This is a genomic window from Specibacter sp. NPDC078709, assembly GCF_040686795.1.
Taxonomy (GTDB): domain Bacteria; phylum Actinomycetota; class Actinomycetes; order Actinomycetales; family Micrococcaceae; genus Specibacter.
In genome coordinates, this window is the sequence record NZ_JBFBLU010000008.1 from 32,752 (window position 1) to 56,715 (window position 23,964).

General features: G+C 60.6%; 24 protein-coding genes, 1 tRNA gene and 1 riboswitch. Of the genes, 13 read left to right on the forward strand and 12 right to left on the reverse strand.

Going from position 1 to position 23,964, the window contains the following annotated elements:
* Nucleotides 1-26 precede the first annotated feature (26 nt).
* From AB0P14_RS14475 to AB0P14_RS14485, 3 genes are read right to left on the reverse strand one after another with little or no spacing between them, the layout of a single operon-like run.
* Nucleotides 27-824 carry an energy-coupling factor transporter transmembrane component T gene (locus AB0P14_RS14475; RefSeq protein WP_363843612.1) on the reverse strand — a complete coding sequence of 266 codons (798 nt, stop codon included), beginning with the start codon at nucleotides 822-824 and terminating at the stop codon, nucleotides 27-29.
* Nucleotides 821-2,386 carry an ABC transporter ATP-binding protein gene (locus AB0P14_RS14480; protein ID WP_363843615.1) on the reverse strand — a complete coding sequence of 522 codons (1,566 nt, stop codon included), beginning with the start codon at nucleotides 2,384-2,386 and terminating at the stop codon, nucleotides 821-823. Before AB0P14_RS14480 ends, AB0P14_RS14475 begins: the two co-directional genes overlap by 4 nt.
* 3 nt (nucleotides 2,387-2,389) lie before the next feature.
* Nucleotides 2,390-3,040, reverse strand: a complete 651-nt coding sequence (locus AB0P14_RS14485) for an ECF transporter S component (RefSeq protein WP_363843618.1) — start codon at nucleotides 3,038-3,040, stop codon at nucleotides 2,390-2,392.
* Nucleotides 3,041-3,086: 46 nt separating this feature from the next.
* A riboswitch (TPP riboswitch) is annotated at nucleotides 3,087-3,204 on the reverse strand.
* Between the two features lie 193 nt (nucleotides 3,205-3,397).
* Here AB0P14_RS14485 and AB0P14_RS14490 point away from each other — a divergent pair.
* Nucleotides 3,398-3,658 carry a DUF4235 domain-containing protein gene (locus tag AB0P14_RS14490; protein ID WP_363843621.1) on the forward strand — a complete coding sequence of 87 codons (261 nt, stop codon included), beginning with the start codon at nucleotides 3,398-3,400 and terminating at the stop codon, nucleotides 3,656-3,658.
* 153 nt (nucleotides 3,659-3,811) lie between these two features.
* On the opposite strand, the gene mnhG is transcribed toward AB0P14_RS14490, so the two are convergent.
* Genes mnhG through AB0P14_RS14520 form a run of 6 tightly spaced genes read right to left on the reverse strand, consistent with a single transcriptional unit; the run spans nucleotide 3,812 to nucleotide 10,259 of the window.
* Nucleotides 3,812-4,174: a monovalent cation/H(+) antiporter subunit G gene (mnhG, locus tag AB0P14_RS14495; protein WP_363843624.1), complete on the reverse strand. Its 363-nt coding sequence runs from the start codon at nucleotides 4,172-4,174 to the stop codon at nucleotides 3,812-3,814.
* A complete protein-coding gene (locus AB0P14_RS14500) occupies nucleotides 4,171-4,437 on the reverse strand; it encodes a monovalent cation/H+ antiporter complex subunit F (protein WP_363843959.1) in 267 nt (88 codons plus the stop codon). The genes mnhG and AB0P14_RS14500 overlap by 4 nt, the downstream gene beginning before the upstream one ends.
* A gap of 5 nt (nucleotides 4,438-4,442) precedes the next feature.
* Entirely contained in the window at nucleotides 4,443-5,093 is a 651-nt protein-coding gene (locus tag AB0P14_RS14505; protein ID WP_363843627.1) for a Na+/H+ antiporter subunit E, read from the reverse strand.
* Nucleotides 5,090-6,718, reverse strand: a complete 1,629-nt coding sequence (locus tag AB0P14_RS14510; RefSeq protein ID WP_363843630.1) for a Na+/H+ antiporter subunit D — start codon at nucleotides 6,716-6,718, stop codon at nucleotides 5,090-5,092. Before AB0P14_RS14510 ends, AB0P14_RS14505 begins: the two co-directional genes overlap by 4 nt.
* Nucleotides 6,715-7,281, reverse strand: a complete 567-nt coding sequence (locus AB0P14_RS14515; protein ID WP_363843633.1) for a Na(+)/H(+) antiporter subunit C — start codon at nucleotides 7,279-7,281, stop codon at nucleotides 6,715-6,717. The genes AB0P14_RS14510 and AB0P14_RS14515 overlap by 4 nt, the downstream gene beginning before the upstream one ends.
* Complete coding sequence (locus tag AB0P14_RS14520; protein ID WP_363843636.1) at nucleotides 7,278-10,259, reverse strand: Na+/H+ antiporter subunit A; 2,982 nt, start codon at nucleotides 10,257-10,259, stop codon at nucleotides 7,278-7,280. The genes AB0P14_RS14515 and AB0P14_RS14520 overlap by 4 nt, the downstream gene beginning before the upstream one ends.
* Before the next feature lie 244 nt (nucleotides 10,260-10,503).
* On the opposite strand from AB0P14_RS14520, the gene AB0P14_RS14525 reads away from it, so the two are divergent.
* Nucleotides 10,504-11,823: an MFS transporter gene (locus AB0P14_RS14525; RefSeq protein ID WP_363843639.1), complete on the forward strand. Its 1,320-nt coding sequence runs from the start codon at nucleotides 10,504-10,506 to the stop codon at nucleotides 11,821-11,823.
* Nucleotides 11,824-12,062: 239 nt separating this feature from the next.
* Here AB0P14_RS14525 and dcd read toward each other — a convergent pair whose 3' ends face one another.
* On the reverse strand, nucleotides 12,063-12,650 hold the full coding sequence (dcd, locus tag AB0P14_RS14530) for a dCTP deaminase (RefSeq protein WP_363843642.1): 588 nt from the start codon (nucleotides 12,648-12,650) through the stop codon (nucleotides 12,063-12,065).
* 121 nt (nucleotides 12,651-12,771) lie between these two features.
* Between dcd and AB0P14_RS14535 the strand changes: the two genes are divergently transcribed.
* The 6 genes from AB0P14_RS14535 to AB0P14_RS14560 all read left to right on the forward strand — a co-directional run bounded on the left by AB0P14_RS14535 (nucleotide 12,772) and on the right by AB0P14_RS14560 (nucleotide 16,651).
* The gene (locus AB0P14_RS14535; protein WP_363843645.1) at nucleotides 12,772-13,257 is read left to right on the forward strand and encodes a cation:proton antiporter regulatory subunit; all 486 of its coding nucleotides are present in this window, start codon (nucleotides 12,772-12,774) and stop codon (nucleotides 13,255-13,257) included.
* 8 nt (nucleotides 13,258-13,265) lie between these two features.
* Nucleotides 13,266-14,444, forward strand: a complete 1,179-nt coding sequence (locus AB0P14_RS14540) for a cation:proton antiporter (RefSeq protein WP_363843648.1) — start codon at nucleotides 13,266-13,268, stop codon at nucleotides 14,442-14,444.
* A gap of 178 nt (nucleotides 14,445-14,622) precedes the next feature.
* A complete protein-coding gene (locus AB0P14_RS14545; protein WP_363843651.1) occupies nucleotides 14,623-14,955 on the forward strand; it encodes an SHOCT domain-containing protein in 333 nt (110 codons plus the stop codon).
* 214 nt (nucleotides 14,956-15,169) lie between these two features.
* Nucleotides 15,170-15,240: transfer RNA gene (locus AB0P14_RS14550), tRNA-Gly, on the forward strand.
* Between the two features lie 116 nt (nucleotides 15,241-15,356).
* A complete protein-coding gene (locus tag AB0P14_RS14555) occupies nucleotides 15,357-15,491 on the forward strand; it encodes a hypothetical protein (protein WP_363843654.1) in 135 nt (44 codons plus the stop codon).
* Complete coding sequence (locus AB0P14_RS14560; RefSeq protein ID WP_363843657.1) at nucleotides 15,488-16,651, forward strand: N(5)-(carboxyethyl)ornithine synthase; 1,164 nt, start codon at nucleotides 15,488-15,490, stop codon at nucleotides 16,649-16,651. The genes AB0P14_RS14555 and AB0P14_RS14560 overlap by 4 nt, the downstream gene beginning before the upstream one ends.
* A gap of 24 nt (nucleotides 16,652-16,675) precedes the next feature.
* On the opposite strand, the gene AB0P14_RS14565 is transcribed toward AB0P14_RS14560, so the two are convergent.
* Nucleotides 16,676-18,007 carry an MFS transporter gene (locus AB0P14_RS14565; RefSeq protein ID WP_363843660.1) on the reverse strand — a complete coding sequence of 444 codons (1,332 nt, stop codon included), beginning with the start codon at nucleotides 18,005-18,007 and terminating at the stop codon, nucleotides 16,676-16,678.
* Between the two features lie 143 nt (nucleotides 18,008-18,150).
* On the opposite strand from AB0P14_RS14565, the gene AB0P14_RS14570 reads away from it, so the two are divergent.
* From AB0P14_RS14570 to AB0P14_RS14590, 5 genes are all read left to right on the forward strand, one after another.
* On the forward strand, nucleotides 18,151-19,011 hold the full coding sequence (locus tag AB0P14_RS14570; RefSeq protein ID WP_363843962.1) for a LysR substrate-binding domain-containing protein: 861 nt from the start codon (nucleotides 18,151-18,153) through the stop codon (nucleotides 19,009-19,011).
* A gap of 48 nt (nucleotides 19,012-19,059) precedes the next feature.
* The gene (gene panD / locus AB0P14_RS14575) at nucleotides 19,060-19,470 is read left to right on the forward strand and encodes an aspartate 1-decarboxylase (RefSeq protein ID WP_363843663.1); all 411 of its coding nucleotides are present in this window, start codon (nucleotides 19,060-19,062) and stop codon (nucleotides 19,468-19,470) included.
* Between the two features lie 179 nt (nucleotides 19,471-19,649).
* Entirely contained in the window at nucleotides 19,650-20,576 is a 927-nt protein-coding gene (locus AB0P14_RS14580) for an AEC family transporter (protein WP_363843666.1), read from the forward strand.
* Nucleotides 20,577-20,660: 84 nt separating this feature from the next.
* Nucleotides 20,661-22,256: a helicase HerA-like domain-containing protein gene (locus AB0P14_RS14585; RefSeq protein ID WP_363843669.1), complete on the forward strand. Its 1,596-nt coding sequence runs from the start codon at nucleotides 20,661-20,663 to the stop codon at nucleotides 22,254-22,256.
* A gap of 21 nt (nucleotides 22,257-22,277) precedes the next feature.
* Entirely contained in the window at nucleotides 22,278-23,327 is a 1,050-nt protein-coding gene (locus AB0P14_RS14590) for a hypothetical protein (protein ID WP_363843672.1), read from the forward strand.
* A gap of 10 nt (nucleotides 23,328-23,337) precedes the next feature.
* Here the strand turns inward: AB0P14_RS14590 and AB0P14_RS14595 are convergent, their stop codons facing one another.
* Nucleotides 23,338-23,964, reverse strand: a complete 627-nt coding sequence (locus tag AB0P14_RS14595; protein WP_363843675.1) for a TetR/AcrR family transcriptional regulator — start codon at nucleotides 23,962-23,964, stop codon at nucleotides 23,338-23,340.

Sequence of the window (23,964 nt, forward strand, 5' to 3'; positions counted from 1 at the left end):
GCCCGATCCAAGTAATTCCGGGATTTCTAGCCGAACACCGGATTCCAGGTGCCTAGTACCACGGCGGCGCTCACGGAGACTGTCGCGATGAGAACTCCGCCGATAACAACCCACAGGTCTCGCTGCGAGTAAGTGGATTCCCGGGCCCAAGTGCGCGCTCCGGCACCGAAGCCTTTAGCTTCCATGGTGGTGGCGAGCCGCGTGGCACGCCGCACCGCCTGCACCAACAACGCCATGGCTTGGCCCAGCTGAGCCTTGAGCCCGCGGAAAAGACCCTTCCCGCCGCCCACGCCCCGTGCACGGCGAGCCATGCCCAGGGTTTGCCACTCTGTCACCAGCAAACCCACGAGCCGCATGGCTGCAAGCGCGCCGAGGACAAAACGGTGTGGCAAACGTAGCTTTTGTGCCAGTGCGTCGGCCAGATCGGTGGGGTCGGTGGAGGCCAGGACAATGACTCCGGGCAGGGCAATAGCCAGACCACGGAGTGCGATGGCCACTCCCGCTTCCAACGATCCGGAAGTGAACGTTACGGGCCCCAAAGAGAACAGTAGTTCTCCCGTCTTAGGGGCCAAGAGGGCTGTCCCATAACCACCCACCACGGCTGCCATCAGGATGGGCCAGCCGCGTATCAACAGCATCCGCAGACTCAAACCGGCCAGGGGAAGCAACGCGCACTCCAGGATCAAGGCGGAGGTGGCCGAGACCCAATCCACGCTAATCAGCAGCACGATGGTCAGGGCCATGCCGGCGCCCAACTTAGCGAGCGGGTTCGCCTGTGCCAGCCATGCCGTGGACCGGGGCACAGCCACAATGTCAACGCTCATGGGTGCAACCTCGCAGCCTTTTGCCGCACCCGCGGATTCGGCACATCAGCAAATCCATCCGCGCCTCCCAGGACCAGCCGTTCTCCGCCCAGAACCGCGGTGAAGGCGGCGTCATGCGTCACCGAAACAACGGCAGTTCCGGCGTCCAACAGCTCAGTCAGCATGGACGCTAGTTCCGCCCACGTATTGGCATCCTGACCAAATGTTGGCTCATCCAAAACCAAGATCTGCGGGCTAGCTGCCAGCACTGTGGCCACGGACAAGCGGCGCTTTTCTCCGCCCGACAGCGTGAACGGGTTCGCATCCGCCAGATGTTCTAGCCGCAACCGCGCCAATAGCTCCTCGACCAGCTCGCCACCGTGGCCCAAAATCTTCGGCGCAAACAACAACTCATCTCGGACACTGTGCGCCACGAATTGATGCTCAGGCTCCTGAAAAACCGTGCCGATTCTGCTAATCAGCTCACGCCCACGCCACGACAACGGCCGCGTCCCGGCCCCCCGAGCCAACTCCGGCAGCGCACACAAACGGCCACCGGCAGGCGCCAATAATCCGGCCAGCGTCAGCGCCAGCGTCGACTTGCCCGCACCGTTGGGTCCGGTCACACTCAGCGCGTGACCGGCCCGCACCTCAACAGAAGGGACGACGGCGGCCGGCACCACCGGGCGACGCTTGCGTCCCTTGGTGCGGGAGACAGCGAGATCTTCCGCTTCGAGCAGCAGGTGCGCTCCGGCGTCGAACGTTTTCAGGCCTAAGGCGCTCCGCGGCCGGACCGCCGGGAGGTACCCTGGAACCCAGATACCCGCCGCCGCCAGTAGCTCCCTACTTTGGGCAAGGACGGTCGCGGGCGGGCCATCGAAGAGGACACCGCCAGGTTGGCCCAGACCGGCCGGGGCCAGAACCACGATCCGATCCACCACTTCTAGCCAGACCGAGACCCGGTGCTCCACGACCACCAGCGTGGCCCCGGATTCATCCAGGCTGCGGCGCACGGCATCGCGGACCTCCACCACTCCGGCCGGATCAAGGTTGGCGGTGGGTTCATCCAGGAGCAGCAGGCCAGGAAGCATGGCTAGCATTCCGGCTAAGCCAAGGCGTTGCTTCTGTCCGCCGGAGAGGGAAGAACTGGGATGATCCAGGGGCAGCTCAAGGCCCACGGACTCCAGTGCGGCGCCCACGCGGCGCCAGATTTCCTCACGTGGAACACAGAGGTTTTCGGCCCCAAACGCGACGTCATCACCTATACGCGAGAGCACCACCTGTGCATCCGGATCCTGTTGCATGAGCCCAGAACGGCCACGGGATTCTGCCACGGGACGGCCATCGATGAGCAGCTGGCCCGATTCGTTGGCGTCCTCATCATCACCCAGCACACCGGCCAAGGCATGCAGGAACGTGGACTTACCTGCCCCGGAAGGACCCAGCAACAAGACGCGCTCCCCCGGTTCGATCTCCAGATCCAAGTCTGCAACGGCCCGGCCACTACGGCCCGAATGCTGCCAGCCCCAACCCTTGGCACTGACTCTCGCCGGGGCGCTGCCCCGGTTGCGCTGAATAGTCACTGCCTACACCGCGCGTTCGGTAGCGGCTCCACGGGAGGGCAGATTTGCCAGGGCGCCGGTTCTGGCCAGACCACGCACGGCCAACCAGGACACCAGCCCGGCGATGACTGCACCGGAGACCATGGCCAGGGCTACGTAGACCAGCTTCCACTCCATGGCCCACTCGATGTTCCAGACAATGCTGTCGTTGATTCCCAAGGCCAGACCTGCCAAAACGCCGGAAATCAGGGCCACAGGGAGGTTGAATTTGCGGTAGCGGAAAAGCGCGAAGCCCAGTTCGGCACCAAGGCCCTGAACCAGACCGGACAGCAGCACCGTAAAGCCAAAGTGCGTACCCAGCAGTCCTTCGACCATGGCGGCGATGAGTTCGCAATACAGTGCGGCACCGGGTTTGCGGATAACGAGCCCACCCAAGACGCCGGCGATCAACCAGCCGCCACCGTACAGCGCGCCAAGAGGCGGGAACGCAACGGTGATGGCGCTGGTCAGACCGTATCCAGCCGACCACAGCCAGAAGATGACTCCCAAGGCAACGCCGAGAACGGAGACCACAACGATGTCCACCACCCGCCAGGTACTCTTGCGCGCCGGTGAATCTTGCTTGTTTTGCTTACTTGGTTGCGTGGCGTTTCCGCCCGCGAATGACTTGCTCATGATTCCTCCTTTTCAGGAGGGGCGGCTACAGCGGTATTTCCGCGCAGCCGAAGAGAACTCGACTCCCTTCGCCGGTACTAGCCGGAGCAGGTTCGAGGGTCTGCGGTAAACCGCACTCTCAGCGCCGGATCCCAGGATGGGATGACGCTCCCCTGTCGTGTTTGAATTGCGGATTCAGTGTACCCCCGCGCCCTGCCGGGGGCCAATGCGTGCGATAACAACGGCGATAACAACAAGACATCACCTATACATTGCGGAGTGGGCGGCTGCTGTTGTCTCGGTAAAAGGGCTAGGCTGACACTAGAGTTTTTGCCGCGCAAGCCCAGTCAACCTCACTCAACTACGCAGGAGTCATTCATGAACATCGTCTTCAAATTGCTCGGAACCGGCATCAGCTTGGGAGCCGGATTTGTGGCCAGCAAGCTCGTGGACACGGCTTGGGAGAAGAGCACCGGTAACAAGCCACCCAAGGATGGTGCGGACTTGGAGAATAGCCTTCGCTCAGCACTGACCTTTGCATTGGTTTCTTCAGTGGTTGCCGCCATCATTCAGACCCTCGCCGGGCGCACCACACAGAAGGCCATTGCGCGTTTCAACAAGCATCCCGAAGAGGTTTAGGGGCGCACTCCATCGTCACCAAGGCGTCATTCGCCGTCGCGTTTGATCACACGTTTGATGATCACGTACGACGGCGGCTGGCGCCTTGTGCGTTCCCCGGCAGCCACGCGGCTTACCGCGAAGAGACGCCCTCAAGGGACGCCCCAGACGCCCTTAGCGGTTGCTGTCATCCTCCACGACGGAGGCCACAACCTGGTCCAGTTCATCGACACTAAGCAATTCCGGTCGGCGATGTTTGGTGCGGTATCCAGCCCTACCCACCATGTGCGCGGACACCGGCACCGTGAGCAGTTGGAACAGCCAGGCGATCATCAGAATCGGCAGCAAAGCCCAGGCGCGCATTTGCAGCCCGACAGCTGCCAGCATCAGCAGTAACCCCAACACCTGAGGCTTGGTGGCTGCGTGCATGCGACTCATGAGGTCAGGAAAACGTAGCAGGCCGATAGCTGCTGCAAGGCTCATCAAGGCGCCCACCAGCAGGCAGATTGCCGTCAGGACATCTATGAACGTGTTCATCCGTCATCTCTCTTATGCGCCACAAATCGAGCCACCGTGACGGATCCAATAAACCCGATCACCGTCAACACCACCAGTAGTGCTAGATTATCGAGGTGTTGGTTGATAGCCATTTCCGTGGCCAGTGCGGCGCCAAAAATGGCGAGCAGCACATCAGCTGCGATCACACGGTCCAGCAATGACGGCCCGGCAGCAATCCTGTAAATGGTGCCGGCAGCCGCCAGTGCGAGCAGGACAGCAACAATGATGACAACAATACCCATAGCGCTCACTGGTCCTCCCCCGCGTTCGTTTCTTTGGCAGTACCGTAGGACGCTCCGCTGTGCCCGTGCAGGGTCTGTGCGTGAGTCACCATGGGCGAACCCACCTGTTCGCTTTTGAGTGCAGCCAACTCTGCCTTGGTCCCCATGACCTTGATCAGCCTTGCTTCGATGCCTTGGATGCCTTCACGCACCTGCACAACACTTTCTGGCGTAGGCGCGTTCATGGCATGGACATAGAGCGTCGCCGTTCCTCGGTCCACCTCGACCACCAAGGAGCCAGGGATCAGCGACAACACATGGCCTACGGCCGTCATGAGCAGATCCGAGGGGCTGCGCAGTGGAACTGCAATGACGGCGTTGCGGATCCTCGGCCCCTTGACAACGGACCAGTGCAACACATGGAAACTGGCGATGGTCACCTGCTTCATGAACCACAGCATAAATAACACCGCACGCAGCACGTTGAACCGGCCGCTAAGTTCAATGGGCGGCAAATAGAACGCGTGGGTAACACCCAGCGCAATCAACGCTCCAAAGAGTAGGTTGCCGGCACTAAAGTCCTGCCACAGTGCACCCCAGACCACCACCAGCCAAATCAGCAGTGGCAGTTTTTGCAGGACATTTAGCTTGCGCCGGTGGCTTGTTGACTGGCTCATGGCTTACCCGCCCCGCTGCCGAACACGGCTTCAATGTAGTCAGTGCGTTCGAGCATGCTGGTGGCCGCTTCCTGGCTCAGTTCAAAGAGCGGTCCGGCAAAGACCGTCATGGCAACCCCGAGCAGCACCAATCCCATAGTTGAGTACACCATCATCTTTGGCAGGATGGGGATCTCGTTGTCTCCGGAGAAGCGGCCCGAGGTAGCGTCCACGTGCTTGCTGGAGCGTAGCGCGCGCATGCTTTGTTCCCCTGAAGCATCCGGAGCCGTGGCCAATAGGACCGGATCAGGATCTTCGGCGTCGACTGTGCTGCGCCAAAACGCGCGGTTCCATACACGGGCCATGACCAGCAGTGTCAGGAGGCTGGCCACTACGCCGCCCACAACCAGGGCGTAGGCCAACGGTGAACCGTCGGCCACACCTGCCTGCAGCAGTCCCAGTTTGCCTAGGAACCCGGAGAATGGCGGGATGCCGGCCAGGTTCATAGCGGGGATGAAGTACAGCACCGCCAGGATCGGTGACAGTTTTGCCAGCCCGCCTAGACGCATGATCGAGGACGTGCCACCGCGCCGTTCAATGAGACCGGTCACCATGAACAACGAGGTCTGAATGGTGATGTGGTGAATGACGTAGAAAATAGTGGCGGCCAGTCCCAATACCGAGGAAAGACCGACGCCGAAGATCATGTATCCGATGTGACTCACCAACGTGAAGGACAACATACGTTTAATGTCCGTCTGGGCCACGGCGCCAAGTATCCCCACAATCATGGTCAACAGGGCAACCACTAACAGCACGCTATTGAATTGATCCGCGGGAAACAGCAACGTCTCCGTGCGGATAATGGCGTAGACGCCAACTTTTGTTAGCAACCCGGCAAACACCGCCGTCACCGGCGCGGGTGCGGTTGGGTAAGAGTCAGGAAGCCAGAATGACAGCGGGAACACTGCGGCCTTGATACCGAAAGCTACGAGCAGGAGCACGTGCAAGAGATCTTGAGTTCCCGAATCTAGCTCGCCGAGCTTGACCGCCAGATCTGCCAGCGTGACCGTCCCCGTGGCCCCGTAAATCATGGCAATGGCAATCAGGAACAGCAGCGAGGACACCACGCTGACCACCACGTAGGTGATGCCGGCCCGGATTCGGGATCCCGTGCCGCCGAGCGTCATCAGCACATAACTGGCTGTGAGGAGGATTTCAAAGCCCACGTAGAGGTTGAAGAGGTCCCCGGCCAAGAAGGCGTTGGAGACCCCAGCCATCAGGATCAGGTAGGTGGGGTGGAAGACAGACACGGGGCCGCCTTCCTCACCGTCGGCGGCGCCCTGCCCGGTTGCATAGGCGAGAACGGCTAGGCTCACTGCCGAAGAAATCACCAGCAGCAGTGAGGAGAATTGATCGGCCACCATGACGATGCCAAAGGGTGGAGACCAGCCGCCCAAATGGACGGCGATGGGACCCGTGGTCCAAACGCTGGACAGCAGCCAGACTTCTAGTCCCAGCGTGATCGTAATGGTGCCCAAGCTGACCCGGCGCTGGGCGCGCGGCCGTCGGATCAGTGCAAACGCTAAGGCCGCTCCCAAGAAAGGCAGGACGACAGCGAGCGGGGCAAAACTTGCAACGTTCATTCCTTATCCTTTCCAGGCTGTTCATGCTGTTCTGATGTTCGGGGATTTTCCGGAGTGTCAGCTCCGGGCGCATCAGGATCTGGCGCTGGAGCCACCTTCTTGGTACCGATGCCGGGAACGGTTTCCCGTTTTGCCTCCGGTTGGTTGTTCTCGTGGAAGTCAGAGACTTCAATGGCGATCTCGGAGTCCTCTTCCTCGTCGAACAGTTCCTGCTTGGCGACGCGAATATCTTCGCGGTCAACTTGGATGTGGTCAGCGTGGCTGAGCAACCAAGACCTGTAGATCAGGCTGAGCATGAAGGCTGTCACGGCGAAGGAAATCACAATGGACGTCAGAATGAAGGCCTGGGGCAGCGGGTCATTATATGTATCTGCAGGAATGTCTTTATTGAAGATCGGCGCCAGTCCGGCGTAACCACCTGTAGTGAGGAGCAAGATATTTGTGCCGTTGGTCAGCAGCATCAAGCCGAGCAGAACCCTCGTCAGGCTGCGTTCCAGCAACAAGTAGATGCCCACGGCATAGAGCACACCCATGACCAGCAGAAGAGTCAGATTCACGCTCATCGGCCAGCCTCCAACGGCTCGTCGTCCTCGATCATCTCAATACCTTCCATGCCACCCTCTTCATGTTGGTCAATCTCAGACCCCAGACTGCGCAGCACATCGACAACCAGGCCCACCACCACCAGATACACGCCAATGTCGAAGAGAGTGGATGTTACAAATTTCACGTGTCCAAAGACGGGAAGGTCAAAGGCGATAATGGCGCTTTGGAAAATCTCCCCACCAAAGAACAGCGGAACCGCTCCGGTCAATGCGGCCACGGCGAGCCCAAGACCCAGCAGTGTTCCAGCAGAAATTCTTGTGGCTTCAGCCAACTCAAAACGTCCACCAGCAAGATAGCGGATGGTCAGGGCCAGGCCGGCCACCAGACCTCCGGCGAAGCCACCGCCGGTGCCATTGTGCCCTGCCAACAACAGGTAAATGGACACCACGATGATGCTGTGGAAAACCAGCCGTGTGACCACTTCAATAATGATGGAGCGCCGTTCCGGTGCCAGCGTGCGCCCGGCCACGAGCCAGGGGTTGCTGGGTGAGGCGGTGAATTTTTTGGCAATCTCAATGGTCGGCCCAAAACCTGGCACCTTCTTGAGACCACCGATACTGCCTGTTTCTACCGTGACGGCCCGCGGGAGGTTTTGACCGCGGCCCCTGACGAAGATCAGGCTGGCTATACCGGTCGCGGCGATGGCCAAAACGGAAATTTCACCGAAGGTGTCCCACGCGCGGATATCCACGAGCGTCACATTGACCACGTTGAGTCCGCCGCCCACCTCGTAGGCGAGCTTGGGTAGGGCTAGGCTCACCGGTTCGTGGATGCGTGAACCCATGGCGAGAATAGCCACGCCCACCATGGTTGCGCCGAAGCCAATGCCGAGGATCACCCGCGCCGTGCGGTGACTGCCTACCTGTTTGCGTTCCATCAGCCTAGGTGGCAGGGAGCGCATAGCCAGCACGAAGGCCACGAGAACGATCGTTTCCACGAGCATCTGGGTCAAGGCGAGGTCAGGCGCCCCCTGCAGGGCAAAGATCAGCGCAATCCCGTAGCCTGTCACCGAAACCATGAGTACGGCCATGAACCGCTTGTTGGCCCTGGCCGCGGCAATGGCGCCGATGACCACAACCGCGCCAGCAACAATTTGGAAGGGCGAGGTGGGGTCTACAAAGTAGAGATCGTTACTCCAGTTCTGTTCGGTCAAGAGCAGAACGGCTAGGACAGAAGCCATCGCAGTGGACAAGATGACGGCAAGGTAGAAGAACAGCGAACCACGCTGGGTGCGGCCCGTGACCCAAATGGCGACGGCATCCAAAAGCACAATGCCCTGCCGGTAACCTCGCTCAAAGTCCATCGGCGAAGGCGTCATCGCTTGGAATGCTTCCACCTTGGTCCGCGCCCAGAACAGGGCGATTCCGAGGAGAATCACAATGGCACTGAGCCCCAGAGCAGGGGTGAAACCATGCCACAAAAGTAGATGTATGCCATTTGGGTCATATGCGGGGAACTGGTCACTGTAGGGCTTGATCCAGCGTTCAACAGTTTGCGGGAACATGCCGTAGCCCAGCGTCAACAGGCTCAGAAGAGCTGGTGCAGCGAGGAACGGCCACCCGATCGGCTTGAACACCGTCGCCATACCCTTGGACTTACTCGCGAAGCCTCCCCACATGAACCGGGCACTGTAGGCGAAGGTCAGAACAGAGCCAAGGACCATTCCCACGAGGACGATCCAACCCACACTCGCCCCCGCGGGCCCGTGCATGGCGGAGGCAATAAAGGCCTGGAAGATGCCTTCCTTTGCAACAAAACCGGCCATGGGCGGAAGCCCTGCCATGGACGCGGCACCGACCAAGGCCACCACACCCAGTTTCGGTGCGGATTTGAAGACTCCGGAGAGTTCACGGATATCGCGGGTTCCACTCTGGTGGTCAATGATGCCTACAACAAGGAACAAGGAGGCCTTGAACAGACCATGCGCAAGCACCATGGCCATGCCCGCCATGGCCGCTTCCTGCCCGCCCAAGCCAACCACCAAGGCAATAAAACCGAGCTGACTGACGGTTCCATAGGCCAGAATCAATTTCAGGTCATACTGGCGCAGAGCACGCCAGCCGCCCAAAAGCATGGTGCTCAGCCCAAGCACCACAATCATGGTCTGCCAGTATTCGCTCTGCGAGAATCCCGGCGCCAAACGCGCAATGAGGTAAATTCCAGCCTTCACCATGGCTGCCGCATGCAGATAAGCACTTACCGGCGTGGGCGCTGCCATGGCGCCCGGCAACCAGAAGTGGAATGGCAGCAGGGCCGATTTAGTGACCGCCCCGACCAAGAGCAGGGCGATCCCAATATTCAGTACCGTCTTGGAACTTCCGACGGCGGCCATCAGCTCGGGCGCCTGCGCCAAGACTGCCGAAATACTGTAGGTGCCGGCGGTTTCGCCCACCATGATCAGGCCCACCAGCATGGCCAAGCCGCCGAAGGTTGTCACGATCAGAGCCTGCAGGGCTGCTCTTCTAGCCGCGATACGGGTTCGCGCGTAACCAATCAGCAGGTAGGAAAGGACTGTTGTCAGTTCCCAGAAAATAAACAAAAGAATGAGGTTGTCGGCTGTTACCAGACCAAACATGGCCCCGGCGAAAGCGAGCAGCTGGGCACCAAAGCCGCCGAGGCCGGCGTCGTCCGACTTGAAGTATCTGGCGCAGTAAGCGAGCACCAACGCGCCAACGCCCAGCACCAGCAGGGACATCAGCCAGGACAATTGGTCCATTTTGAAGGACAGGCCCAGATCCATGACAGGGACCCAGAGGATCTCTAATGACGGGCTGGGAAGTGTGTCGGAAAACACATTATTGTATTGCGCCAGAAGCCAGCCGAAGCTGATTGCGGGAACCGCGGCGAGAATATAGAACGCCGATCGGCCCCATCGTGTAAACAAAATGGGCGCGAAAATGGCAACAATGACGTGCGCACAGAGGACAAACAGCACTAAGAGCTCCACATGTTTCGGGCTGGAAATGAGCGAATCACGGGGTTTAAAGTCGGTTCCCGACCCTCCCATCCTAGCAACCCGGCCCCTTTGAAAATGCCGGGCCGGTGCCTAGCGGAACGCATTTGCCATTACTTTGCGACTGCGTTGCGGACGAGTTGCACGCGCTTTAGCTGTGCGGATGTCGCTTAATGTTCATCTGTCTTACCCCGTCGGGCCGGTAGTGACAGATAGCATGTGCCCTATGACTGAGTACCCTCCCCCCGCCGCTTCCCTGTCCGTAGCGACGACCAAGACTCCAGGGACCATCTGGCAAATCACGGCGTGGTCTTTATGGGACTGGGGTGGGGCAGCGTTCAACGCCGTCATGACGACCTTCATTTTCACCGCCCTGTACCTGACAGGCGACGATTTTGGCGGCGCGGATAAGGCCACGGCAACCCTTGCCTTTGCCATGTCCATTTCGGGCTTTGCCATTGCACTATTCGCCCCTGTTGCCGGCCAACGCACCGACCACAGCGGACGCCGCAAGCTCTGGCTGGGTATCAACACGCTCATTGTGGTGGCGCTGACCGGTGCGTGCTTCTTCGTGCAGCCGCAGGAATCGTACCTGCTCTTTGGCTGCATGTTGATTGCCGCCGGCCACGTGTTCTTTGAAATCGCCGGCGTGAACTACAACGCCATGTTGTTGCAGATCTCCACCAAGAAGACCATCGGGCGCATCAGCGGTTTCGGTTGGGCGGCGGGCTACCTCGGCGGCATCGTGGCCCTGCTGATCGTGTACTTTGCCTTGATCAAGCCTGACGTCGGAATTTTTGGCATCACCAGCGCCGATGGCATGACCTACCGGGCCGTAGCCGTGTTCTCGGCACTGTGGATTCTGGTTTTCTCCATCCCGGTGTTGCTGGCAATCCCCGAATCAAAGCCCGATCCGAATATGCCCAAAGTGGGATTCTTCCAGTCCTACAAGGAACTTTTCCGAACCATCATGCGGCTGTGGCGTACCGACCGTCACACCGTGTACTTCCTCATTTCCAGTGCCATATTCCGTGATGGACTCGCCGCTATCTTCACTTTTGGTGCCGTACTGGCCGTGGGCTCTTTTGGCTTCAAGGCCGGTGATGTACTGATCTTCGCCATCGCTGGAAATGTCGTGGCCGCCTTTGGGGCGTTGTCGGCCGGCTTCTTCGACGACAAATTTGGCCCCAAAGCCGTCATCGTTACCTCGCTGGTGGGCCTGCTCGTCTCAGGCGGGGCACTGCTCTTCCTCGACGGCAAGAACGCATTTTGGGTGTTCGGGCTGATCCTGTGCCTGTTCGTGGGCCCGGCACAATCCTCGGCCAGAACGTTCATGGGGCGGCTGGCTCCGGACGGACAGGAGGGCGAAATGTTTGGCCTCTACGCCACCACGGGACGCGCGGTTTCTTTCCTAGCCCCGCAGCTGTTCGGGTACTCCATCCTGATCTTCGGTGCTCAGCGTTGGGGCATCATCGGCATTCTGGTGGTGCTGCTGCTCGGACTGCTGCTGTTACTGCCTGTCAAGGCCCCGGCGCACGGCCGCTAACCCGCATGCGCCAAACTCAGCTCGAGTTCAGCGCATAACCCTCGCGCCGTTTCTTTATGCGCCGAGCCCGGCATGGGTCTGGCGCGTGGGCGTCTATGCGCCAAACTCAGCTCGAGTTCAGCGCATGAAGGTAACTGACTTACGACGGCGGCCGGCACCTTCTGTATGGAAGGTACCGGCCACCGTCGTAAGTTCTGGAAGTCGTTAGGTCAACCAGCCGTTAACCGACCAGATGTCAGTTACTCGCCCATCTCGATCTTGGTGCGGTGGAAATTCTGGAACGATTTGGACGCTGTCGGGCCGCGCTGACCCTGGTAACGGTTCTGGTGAGGGCCGGTGCCGTACGGGTTCTCGGCCGGTGAGGACAGTTGGAAGAAGCAGAGTTGGCCGATCTTCATGCCGGGCCAGAGCTTGATGGGCAAGGTCGCCACATTGGAGAGTTCCAAGGTGATGTGGCCGGAGAAACCTGGGTCAATGAAGCCGGCCGTGGAGTGCGTGAGCAGGCCAAGGCGCCCCAGGGAGGACTTGCCCTCGAGACGTGCAGCCACGTCATCGGGCAGCGTGACGGTTTCATAAGTGGATGCCAGCGCGAACTCGCCGGGATGCAAAATAAAGGCTTCCTCGGGATCGACTTCGATCATCCGGGTCAGCTCCGGCTGCTCCTCCGCAGGATCGATGTGCGCGTAGCGGTGGTTGTCAAAAAGTCGGAAGAACCTGTCAATGCGCACATCAACACTTGATGGCTGCACCATGGCAGGGTCGTAGGGGTCCAAGACAATCCGCTTGGCGTCAATTTCGGCACGTATGTCGCGGTCAGAGATCAGCACCCTCTAAAAATAGCGCATTCGGACCCAAGACCGCCCGCCAGAATTGATTCGGGACTATTTTTCCCTTTTTCAGCGTTGTACAAGGGCGCGTAGTTCCATCTGCGCAGCTAAGGTGAGAACCATGAATATTGAAGAGACTCCTCTTCCAGGTATTGGTGTCCGTAGGGAACTGCGCCTTGCCACTGGACGACGCGTTGGCGTGGTGACTCATCGTGATGGCCACACCGAATTGATCCTTTCCCGCATGGATGACCCTGACGCGTGCGCAGCGTCGATTCCGCTCAGCGCGGAGGAGGCCGCTGCCTTGGGACAGTTACTGGGAAGCGCCCAGCTTATTGCCCAACTCAGCGCCGAACAAGAAGATGTTGCGGGTGTCAGCACCCACCAGATTCTGATTCGCAAGGGTTCCAACTTTGCTGGACGCACCTTGGGAGACACCCAAATGCGGACACAAACCGGGGCCTCCATTGTGGCGTTGCTACGCGACGGCGATGTGGTTGCTTCGCCGCGCCCTGATGAAGTCCTGCATGTGGGCGACATGGTGGTTATTGTCGGAACTGACGACGGACTGGCGGAGGCTGCCCTGATTCTGCAGTCTCGCCCCTAGCCCCAGCCATGGAAGCGACGACCCTCTCCCTCATCCAGCTCGGCATAGTCTTTTTCGGGCTCGGTTTCTTAGGTCGTCTAGCAGGCCGTATTGGCTTGTCCCCCGTGCCGCTGTATCTCTTGGGCGGTCTGGCCTTTGGTGACGGCGGCTTGGTTAACCTTGGCGGCATTGACGGATTTGCACATATTGCCAGCGAGATTGGCGTCATCCTCCTGCTACTTATGCTCGGTTTGGAATATACGGCCAAGGAGCTGGTGACTGGCCTAAAACAGTCCTGGATGGCAGGGCTGCTGGACCTGATCCTGAACATGCTGCCCGGAGCTGCCGTGGCCCTCATTTTGGGGTGGGGACCGGTCGGCGCACTCGTCATGGCGGGCGTCACCTACAGCTCATCCTCAGGCATCATCGCCAAAGTCCTGGGCGATCTGGGCCGGCTGGGAAACCGTGAAACACCAGTGGTGCTGGCCATTTTGGTCATCGAGGATCTGGCCATGGCCGCATATTTGCCGATCCTCACCGCCGTTTTATCGGGAGTTTCCTTCCTGGGCGGGCTCACCGCCGTCGGAATTTCATTGGCCGTCATCACACTGGTGCTGCTGGGCGCCCTGCGCTACGGGCACATGGTCTCCAATGTTTTGGACAGCCCCGACAGGGAATCGTTCCTGCTTAAGCTGCTCGGCGCCGCCCTGCTGGTGGCGGGGGTGGCCTCGGCGCTGCAGGTCTCGGCAGCCGTGGGTGCCTTCCTCTTGGGCATCGCGATTTCCGGTGGTACGGCCGAAAACGCCACCCGTGTTCTGGAGCCCCTGCGCGATCTCTTCGCCGCCATGTTCTTTGTACTTTTTGGCCTGAACACCGATCCACGCACCATCCCGCCCGTGCTCGGCGTGGCACTGTTACTGGCTCTAGTCACCACCATCACGAAGGTGGTGACCGGCTGGTGGGCGGCCAGGCAACAAGGCATTGGCGTGCCAGGCCGCGCCCGGGCCGGCGCCGCCCTGATTGCCCGTGGCGAGTTTTCCATCGTCATCGCCGGGCTGGCCGTCGCCTCCGGAGCAGTGCCGGTAGAGCTGGCAGCCCTCGCCACCACCTACGTGTTGATCATGGCCGTGGGCGGCCCCGTCGCGGCACGCTACGTCGAGCCACTCGTGCGACTACTGCAAGGCAAAAAGCCGGAACCAGTGTTCTAGCCAGCCACCCTTTGCTGCCGACGCCGCCTCGCTGGGCACCACCCAAACTGCTCCAGCCTCAGAAAGTACGACGACGTCACAACAGTTGCGTTTTCAGCTCGCCTCCCACGGTCCGGCGTAAGATATAGAGACCGGCAGGGCACCTGTTCGGCGCGGTAATTATCCACAGGAGATCACCATGGCTTTTGGACGACGTAATAGACGCCCCAGCCTGCTAGGAACCGCAGCTCGGACGGCTGTTATTGCAGGCACCGCAACTGCCGCCAGCAACGCTGTCAACGCCAAGGCCGCAGGCCAGCAGGCGGCTGCGCAGCAAGCTTCCGAGCAGCAGGCACTTACGCAGCAGGCACAGATGCTCCCCGTTCCGGCAGCAGTTCCGGCAGTAGCCCCCGAATCAGCAGCACCGGCTGATGACTTGCTGAGCAAGTTGGAACGTCTCGCCGCATTGCACGCATCTGGTGCTCTTACCGACGCCGAATTCGCCGCAGTCAAGGCGTCCATCATCAGCTAACCCTCGGCGGCGCACAGCTCGGCCCCCATCCGGCACGCACCTTTAGGGTGCGCCGGGATGGCCGGGCCCGGTCAGCGTCCATGAGCTCAGGATCGTCAGCGCTCCGAAACACCACCGGCCAGAAATGGTCAGAAACACTCCCACGATCGGGCTAGAATCAATACCGGAACAAACGCTGCGGTTCACCGCAGTGGTTCTGAAGAAGAAGTTCAATGCGGGCGTAGCTCAATGGTAGAGCGCTAGCTTCCCAAGCTCGATACGCGGGTTCGATTCCCGTCGCCCGCTCTCTGTATCACCGATTGTTGCCCCGGGATTCGTTTCCCGGGGCAACAGCCGTTTAACGTCCCCAAGCGTGTAGGGTCGGGCTACGGGGCTATTTTGCCCTCCTTTAGGGAGCTGACATGGGCGACAAATCACCACGACAAACTGCGTCGAAGAAGTCCAGCAAGTCAATCAAGGAAAAGCGCGCCGACAAACGAGCCGGCGAAACCACCTCAGCTGCTGCTGATAAACCCACCCCGGCGAAGAAGAAATGAGCACCCCGGCAGCTGGGCTGCGCTTGGGAGTGATAGGCAAATCCCGCAAGCCCGATGAACGGCGCGCACCCATCCACCCGGAGCACTTTTCCCGGATGGATGAAGAACTCCGCGCACGCATGACGGTTGAGGAAGGCTATGGTCTGCGTTTTGGGGTCACTGACGAGGTACTCGCCACGATGGTGGGCGCCGTCGCACCCCGCGAACAGGTCATAGCGCAGTCCGACGTCGTGCTGCTGCCCAAGCCGCAGGCCTCGGACCTGGCTGATCTATTGGACGGGCAGATCCTGTGGGGCTGGCCGCACTGCGTCCAGGACCGGGCCATCACCCAACTGGCCATCGACAAGAAGCTGACGCTGATTGCCTTTGAAGCCATGAACCACTGGGCCCCCGACGGCGGCTTTGGTCTCCACGTTTTCCACAAGAACAACGAGCTCGCAGGCTACTCCTCCGTCATGCATTCACTGGGCTTGACGGGTTCAACCGGTGATTATGGCCGCCGACTCAAGGCCGTTGTGATTGGCTTTGGCGCCACCGCTCGGGGCGCCGTGACAGCCCTGAATGCGCTGGGCATCCACGAGGTGCAGGTCTTGACCAGCCGCAATGTTGCAGCCGTGGCTTCTCCCATTCACTCGGCCGAAATGGTGCAGTTCGATTTTGCGCCCGATGCCCCCCACACCGGTTTTGTCATGGTGGAGGACGGCGATGTTCCGCTCAGTACTTTCTTGGCTGAGGCCAACATCGTGGTGAACTGCACCCTGCAGGACCCCAACGCGCCCATGACCTACCTGACGGAAGCCGATCTGGACGCGTTCCGGCCCGGCAGCTTGATCGTGGATGTCTCCTGCGACGAGGGCATGGGCTTTAGCTGGGCCCGCAACACCACCTTCACCGATCCCATGTTTACCGTGGGTGAGTACATTAACTACTACGCCGTTGACCACAGCCCCAGTTATCTGTGGAACTCCGCCACCTGGGAAATCAGCGAGGGTCTCATCCCGTTTATCGAACCTGTTATGGCCGGGCGGGAGGCGTGGGCTGAATCGGACACCATCACCCGTGCCATTGAAATATCCGACGGCGTCATCGTCAACCCTGCGATCCTTGAGTTCCAGCACCGTGAGGAAAGCTACCCGCACCTGCCGCTCACAGACGGTTAGGTTTAGACGGTTAGGCTCGGTGGCTCAGCCGAGCTTGGGGACAATGAACACCGGGTTCCTGACGCTGCGCAGATTCACGCGCAGCGTCAGCTGTCCGCGCTTGGCCAGAATCAAGCCGATCACCACGGCGGCCAGGGCGGGCATTCCGCCAGCAATCAAGGTAGCCCATTGCACGCCCCAGTGTTCGGCGAGCCAACCCATGAGCGGACCACCTAGGGCTTGGCCCCCAATCAAGACCATGATGTACAGGCTCATGACGCGCCCACGAATCGATACATTCGTAGACATCTGAACTAGCTGATTAGCGCTGGTCAGAAACAGCAGCGATGCGAATCCGGCCACCACCATGACGGCTCCAAAGGTGACCATGTTCGGCGCTGCAGAAGCGATCATCAGCACAATCCCATAGCTACCTGCCGCCGCCATGACACCGCGAAGGCGCAGGGTAGCGAAGCGGGTGGAGGCAATGGCTCCACCTAGGGCGCCGAGCGCAACGAGAGTATTCAGCAGGCCGTAGCCTCCGGCACCGGCGTCGAACACGTTGTTGGCGTAGGCCGCCATCAGCACTGCCAGGCTCAGCCCAAACACGGCAAAGACCGCCGCCATGACGGCTGGCCAGAAGATGGTGGGTTTTTTCAAGAGGTAGCGGACGCCCTCCATGAGCTGCCCCTTGGCTCGCTTCACCGGCGGCATCTGCACCAGGTCCTGCTTGCGGATCAGCGTCAGCGAAACCACTGTGATGGTGCACGCGAGCGCATTCGCGGCAAAGGCCCAGCCGCCACCCACCGCCATGATGAGGACACCGCTGATGGCCGGACCGATCATGCCGCCCATCTGGAAAATCGAGGAGTTCAGGCTGATAGCGTTGCGCAACTGCCGCGGGCCCACCAACTCGTTGACGAACACTTGGCGGGCGGGCTGATCGGCCACCACCACCAGACCAAGAACAAAGGCGATGACGTAAATGTGCCACACCGCCAGGTTTCCTGTCAGCGCGAGCACAGCCATCGTGGCGGCCAGTATTCCTGCGGCGCCTTGGCTGATCATCAGGATTAGACGCTTGGAATACCTGTCGGCCAGAATTCCGCCGAGTGGCATCAGCAGAAGTGAGGGGATGAACTGCATGAAGACGGTGATTCCGACGGCGGTCACCGAACCCGAGAGTTCTAGGACCATCCAGTCCTGCGCCACCCGCTGCATCCACACGGCAATGACGGCCAGCAAATTCGCGGAAGCAAAGATGCGGTAGTTGCGGATTTTCAGCGAGGAAAAGGTCTGGCTCCACGGCGGGCGTGTGGTGACGAGGTTGATGGGGGCGGTCAGGGCAGCATTCGGTTCTGCTGATGGGGGCGTCAACGCGTTAGTCCTGAGACTCGAGGATGGGTGTGGTTACCTTCCCAACCCTAGGCAGCTCCAATTCATAATAAAAGGGTATGGTGCCTATAAATACTATTGAGATTCGTAATAGTTACAGGAGTCCGACCATGGCCGACGCCCCGATGTTTGATCCCATCCAACTCAAGAGCTTCCTAGCGTTGGCAGAAACCCGCAACTTCACCCGCGCCGCAGAACGGCTCGGGATTAGCCAGCCCACTGTCAGCCAACATGTGCGCAAGCTAGAGCAAGCGGCAGGGCGCGCCTTGGTTACCCGCGATACCCGCCAGGTCCGCCTGACCGATAACGGCGATGCCATGGCCGGTTTTGCCCGCACCATCTTGGCCGCCAACGATCTGGCCACCCGCTACTTTTCCGGTGCTGCCATGCGTGGCCGGCTGCGGTTTGGCACCGCCGACGATTTGGCGATCACCGGCCTACCGCGGATCCTGCGCGAATTCCGCCAGCTGTATCCGCAAATCAACTTAGAACTCACCGTCAGCCAAAGCGATCAACTACATCGCCGACTGAAGGCCGGCGCGCTGGATCTGGTGTTTGTGAAGTGGGTGTCTGGCACGCAGGAAGGCGAAGTGGTTAAACAGGACACCTTTGCGTGGGTGGGCCTGGAAGAAACGGTCCTCGAGCCCGGCGCGCCGGTTCCGGTCATCGTGTATCCCGCCCCGAGCCTGAGCCGCAAACTTGCCCTCGATGCGCTCGAGGACGCCGGGCGCACGTGGCAAGTCACGTGCACCACCAAGCAGATCAGCGGGGTCCTGGCAGCATTACGGGCAGGGATCGGCATTGCGGTGATGCCGACGTCGCTGGTTCCGGAAGACCTAAAAATCATCACCAAGCGCTTTGATTTGCCGCCGGTGGGCGATGTGGACTTCACCCTGATCCGCAATCCGTTGGCCAACACCGAAGTTGTGGACGCCCTGACGCGGGCCATCATGGGCCGCAAACTCACCCCGGTCAGCAGGCGGTAATTTAGCTCACAGCCAAGCCACACCCCGGCACGGTAGACTAGTGGGGTTATGAATCGAACCATGTTTAAATCCAAGATTCACCGCGCAACCGTCACCCACGCCGATCTGCACTACGTCGGCTCCGTGACCGTGGACGCAGATCTACTGGACGCTGCCGACATTTTGCCCGGCGAGCTGGTCTCCATTGTGGACATCACCAACGGTTCCCGCCTGGAAACCTACACCATCCCCGGCGAGCGCGGTTCCGGCGTCATTGGCATCAATGGCGCAGCCGCCCACCTCGTTAATGTTGGCGATCTGGTCATCTTGATGACCTACGCCCAGATGAGCGAAGCCGAGGCGCGCGACTATGTGCCCTCCGTAGTTCACGTCGATGCCCAGAACAAGATTGTGCACCTGGGCACAGACCCGGCCGAAGCCATCACCGAGGGCCTCCTCCGCCCCGCGCTGGCCCTCTAAGCCAAGCAACTGCGCAGCTAAACAACTGCGCAGCCAAACAACTGCGTAGCTAAACGACGGCCCAACCCTGCCCGTTCTGCCTTTTTTTGTCCCGGCCTGCGGACTGATGTGCGGACAGCGAGCATCACTGTTTAGTCTGGGGGAGTGCCAACTGTAAAAGCCGCAGCACCAGGAACCCCGTGTTAGCCGTCATCGAGGGCTTTTCGGTTGTTTGGCTGGTCATCTTGGTGGGCTGGTTTGTCGGCCGCAAAAAAGTTCTCGGCGACAACGCGCAAATGGTGCTGAGCCGCCTGTCGTTCTTTGTCGCCAGCCCGGCACTCCTAGTGGAAACTCTGGCCCGCGCAGATCTACACACCGTTTTTGCCGAACCCCTACTCGTGGCTGCCAGCAGTGCCGTCACCACCGCCCTCATATTCTTGGTGATCGTAAAGTTCTGGCTCAAACGGCCCGTCGCCGAGTCACTGCTCGCGGCCATGTCTTCCTCCACGGCCAACGCCGCCAACCTCGGTATCCCCATCGCGGCCTACGTTCTGGGCGACGCCGCCTTGATCGCCCCCGTCCTTGTTTTTCAGTTGGCGTTCTACACCCCCGTCTACCTCATGGTGCTGGACAGCCTCACCAGCGGACGGCGAGCCACCCCCGGACGGATCCTGCTCCAGATCATCAGCAACCCCATGATCCTAGGAACCGCCGTGGGCCTCGTCCTAGCCGCGACCAGCTGGCAGCTGCCCAGCCTCGTCGCTGAACCACTTCATCTCATTGCCGGAGCAGCCATCCCAGCGATCTTGATCGCCTTTGGCATGTCACTGGGCACCACCAAGCCCCTCTCGGCTGAGGACGGGCGGCGCCCCGACATTCTGCTGGCCACGTCCTTCAAACTTCTGCTGCACCCACTCGTCGCCTATCTGTTGGGGCACTTTGTCCTCGGCATGGACGGGGCCGGACTGTTCGCCATCGTGGTTGCCGCAGCGCTGCCCACGGCACAGAACGTGTACGTGACCGCGCAGCGCTACCAAGTTGGCGTCGCGGTGGCCAAGGACACCGTCCTGCTCACCACGGTCTTAGCCATTCCCGCCATGTTTGCCGTGGCCTTCCTGCTCGGCTGATCAGGACCTCCTCAGCGAAGACGGCACGGCACCACCTGGCACCAGTTACCGCGCTCGGAATATGAGCCACGGTACGCTGTGATTATGGCTACCAAGACCCCGGCAGAACTCATTTCCGCGCTTCAGGCCGGCTACACCTTCAGCGGTTCATCTATCGCGCTGGGTGCAGCCATGATTGACGGCGAAATTCACCCCGAGGCTCAAGTCTCCCTACCGCTGGCCATGATGAACCGGCACGGGCTCGTTGCCGGCGCTACAGGGACGGGCAAGACCGTCACGCTGCACATGATCGCCGAACAGCTCTCCACAGCTGGCGTCCCGGTCTTCATGGCCGACATCAAGGGCGATCTCACCGGCCTAACCACCGCCGCAGAGGGCAGTGAAAAGCTCACGGCCCGCACCCAGGCCTTGGGTCAGCAATGGGAGTCCAAGGCGTTCCCCGTGGAGTTCCTCGCCCTAGGCGGTAATGGCAATGGCGTCCCGGTGCGTGCCACCATCACCTCCTTTGGCCCCATCCTGTTGGCCCGCGTCCTAGACCTGAACGAAACGCAGGAATCCAGCCTGCAGCTCGTGTTCCATTACGCGGACACCAAAGGCTTGGAACTTTACGATCTGAAGGATCTGCGCGCCGTCATCGCGTTCCTCACCTCCGACGAGGGCAAGGCGGACCTGAAGGACCTGGGCGGGCTCTCCAAGGCCACGGCCGGCGTCATCCTGCGTAACCTGATCACCCTCGACGCCCAAGGCATGGGCGAGTTCTTTGGCATGCCCGAGTTCGACACCGCCGAGCTGCTGCGCACGGCCCCCGACGGCCGCGGCGTCATCACTTGCCTGGAACTGCCCAGCATCCAAGACAAGCCGCTGCTGTTCTCCACCTTCCTCATGTGGCTGCTGGCCGATTTGTTCCGCGATCTGCCCGAGATTGGCGACGCCGACAAACCCAAGCTGGTGTTCTTCTTCGACGAAGCGCACCTGCTGTTCAACGGCGCCAGCAAGGCATTCCTGAACGCCATCACCCAGACGGTCCGGCTCATTCGTTCCAAGGGCGTGGGGATCTTCTTCGTCACCCAGACTCCCAAGGACGTCCCGGCCGATGTCCTGGCCCAGCTGGCCAACCGCGTCCAGCACGCCCTTCGTGCCTTCACTCCCGAGGACGCCAAGGCGCTCAAGGCCACGGTCTCCACGTTCCCCATCAACGATTACGATCTTGAGGAAGTGCTGACCAGCGCCGGCATTGGTGAGGCCGTGGTCACGGTCATGAATGAAAATGGCGCCCCGACCCCGGTGGCCCTGACCCGTCTGCGCGCCCCCGGTTCCGTCATGGGGCCCAGCTCCGAGGCGACCGTCAAGGCCGTTATCGCCGCCTCAGCGCTGCTGCCCACCTATGGCACCGCCGTCGACCCGGTCTCCGCCTACGAGAAGTTGCAGGCGCCCACAGCTTCGCCCGCCCCTACACCGAGCACCGGACCGGCCGTGGGCACCCCGCTGCCACCACCGCCGCCTCCCGTTGCGCTTCCTGCTCCCGCGAACGACGGCGGCATCGCCTCAGACGTCATCGGCGCCTTGGGTGGGGCTTTGGGCGGCGGACTGAAAAGCATGGTCCGTTCCATGGGCTCCTCCCTTGGCCGTAATCTGATGCGCGACATCTTCGGGACAGCGCCTCGAAAACGCCGTCGCTAACCGGGCGGCAGAGGAGACAGCATGAGCGTTAGCCAAGAACCTCAGGTTCATGCCCCAGCTCCCAGAGCCGGTACAGTTGACGGCGTGAAGAACGGGACCAAACTCATCAAGATCGCTGCCATCTGGCTGTTGATCTTCCTGCTCGGTATCGCCGCGTCCATCGTGACCATCTCCATGGTCAACGCCAAGGATTTTGGCCCCGAAAAGACCGTGGCCAACTACTTGGCTGCCCTAAAAGCAGGCGACGGCGCTACAGCACTTGGCCTCTCGCAAGCCAAGGTGCCCGGCGCCAATGCGGCAGCCTTGGACGGCGAAGCCTTAGCGAAATCTCAAGAGGCTTTGAAAGATGTCAGCATCGCCGAAGCCGTGCCCGCCCCCGATGACCGGAAGAAAGTCACTGTTAATTACAAGGTTGGCGATACCGCGCTGAGCACAGATTTCCTGCTCGCTCCGGGCGAGAAGCACTGGCTGTTCTTTGACAGCTGGACCATGGTTCCAACCACCTTGCCTGTCATCAACGCCTCGGTGGTCAACGCCAATCAGGCCAGCATCAACGGCGCTGACGCCAACATGCCCGATGGCAGTAACACCTTTGCCGTGTTCTACCCCGGCAGCTACGAGATGGAGTACCGTTCGCCTCTCTTTGCCGCTCCCCCAGTGACTCGCACCGTCACGGCGGCCGGTGAATCAAATGCCACGGTGAGCCTCGCAACAGGACCCACCAGCGATCTCCTGTCCCAAGTTGACGGCACCATCCGCAAATACTTGGACGCCTGCGCCAAGCAAGCGGTGTTGATGCCTACCGGGTGCCCCATGACCGCTGAAACCAACAACCGGGTAGTCTCCCCGGTGAAATGGTCCATTGTGGAATACCCACCCATCGCCATCTCACCGTTTGGTGGTCAGTGGGTTGTGGCACCGCTGAAGGTAAAGGCTCAGGTGGAATACGAGGAGCAGGACCTTTTCACGGGTCTGATCTCCCCCGTCAAACAGCCCAAGAATTTTGGCTTCACAGCCAAGCTGACCATCACGGGGAACAACGTGGTGGTTACCCCGGTGGTGGAGTACTAGAACTCCCGGTTCAGCTGATACGCGGGTGAGCCTGGCTGGCGGCCAACACCACGTCCAATTTGGTCTTCATGGTGCACTTGAGTAGATCGTTGGCCACGGCGCTGGAGTCGAAGAGCTCGGGCATCCGCAAGCTGATGAGCGTGTTCATCAGCATGCCCTGCGCGAGGAAGTCCGATGCGTGGTGGGCTCCTAGGTCGGCCTCATCGCGCACCAGCTCATAGAGAGCCAGGAAGCCGTCCCGGGCACGCGGACCAATGACCGGCTCATGGCCGGAGACAAACGACTGCATCAGTAGCAACAGGATCCCGCGGTCTTGAATCAAGTCAGCGTAAGCTCGGCCCATCAGGCCTGCAAGATGCCCGCCACGTGTGTCATCCATGGATGGTTCGAGGGCGGCCACCTCGGTGGTGAGCTGACCGGCGTCGTACTCGGAAATTACGGCACGGAACGTCACGAACAGTTTGCCCATCGCCCTGTCCATCGCCTCAAGGAAGAGATTTTCCTTGGTGCCGAACATGCGCACCGCATAGGGCTGGCTGATGCCGGTGGCCGATCCCGCCGAGGCTGCGGCCCAAACTGCCCGGGCGACTATCCTGAGCGTATAGCCGCCCCGGTAGAGACGCTCGCGCAGGGACAC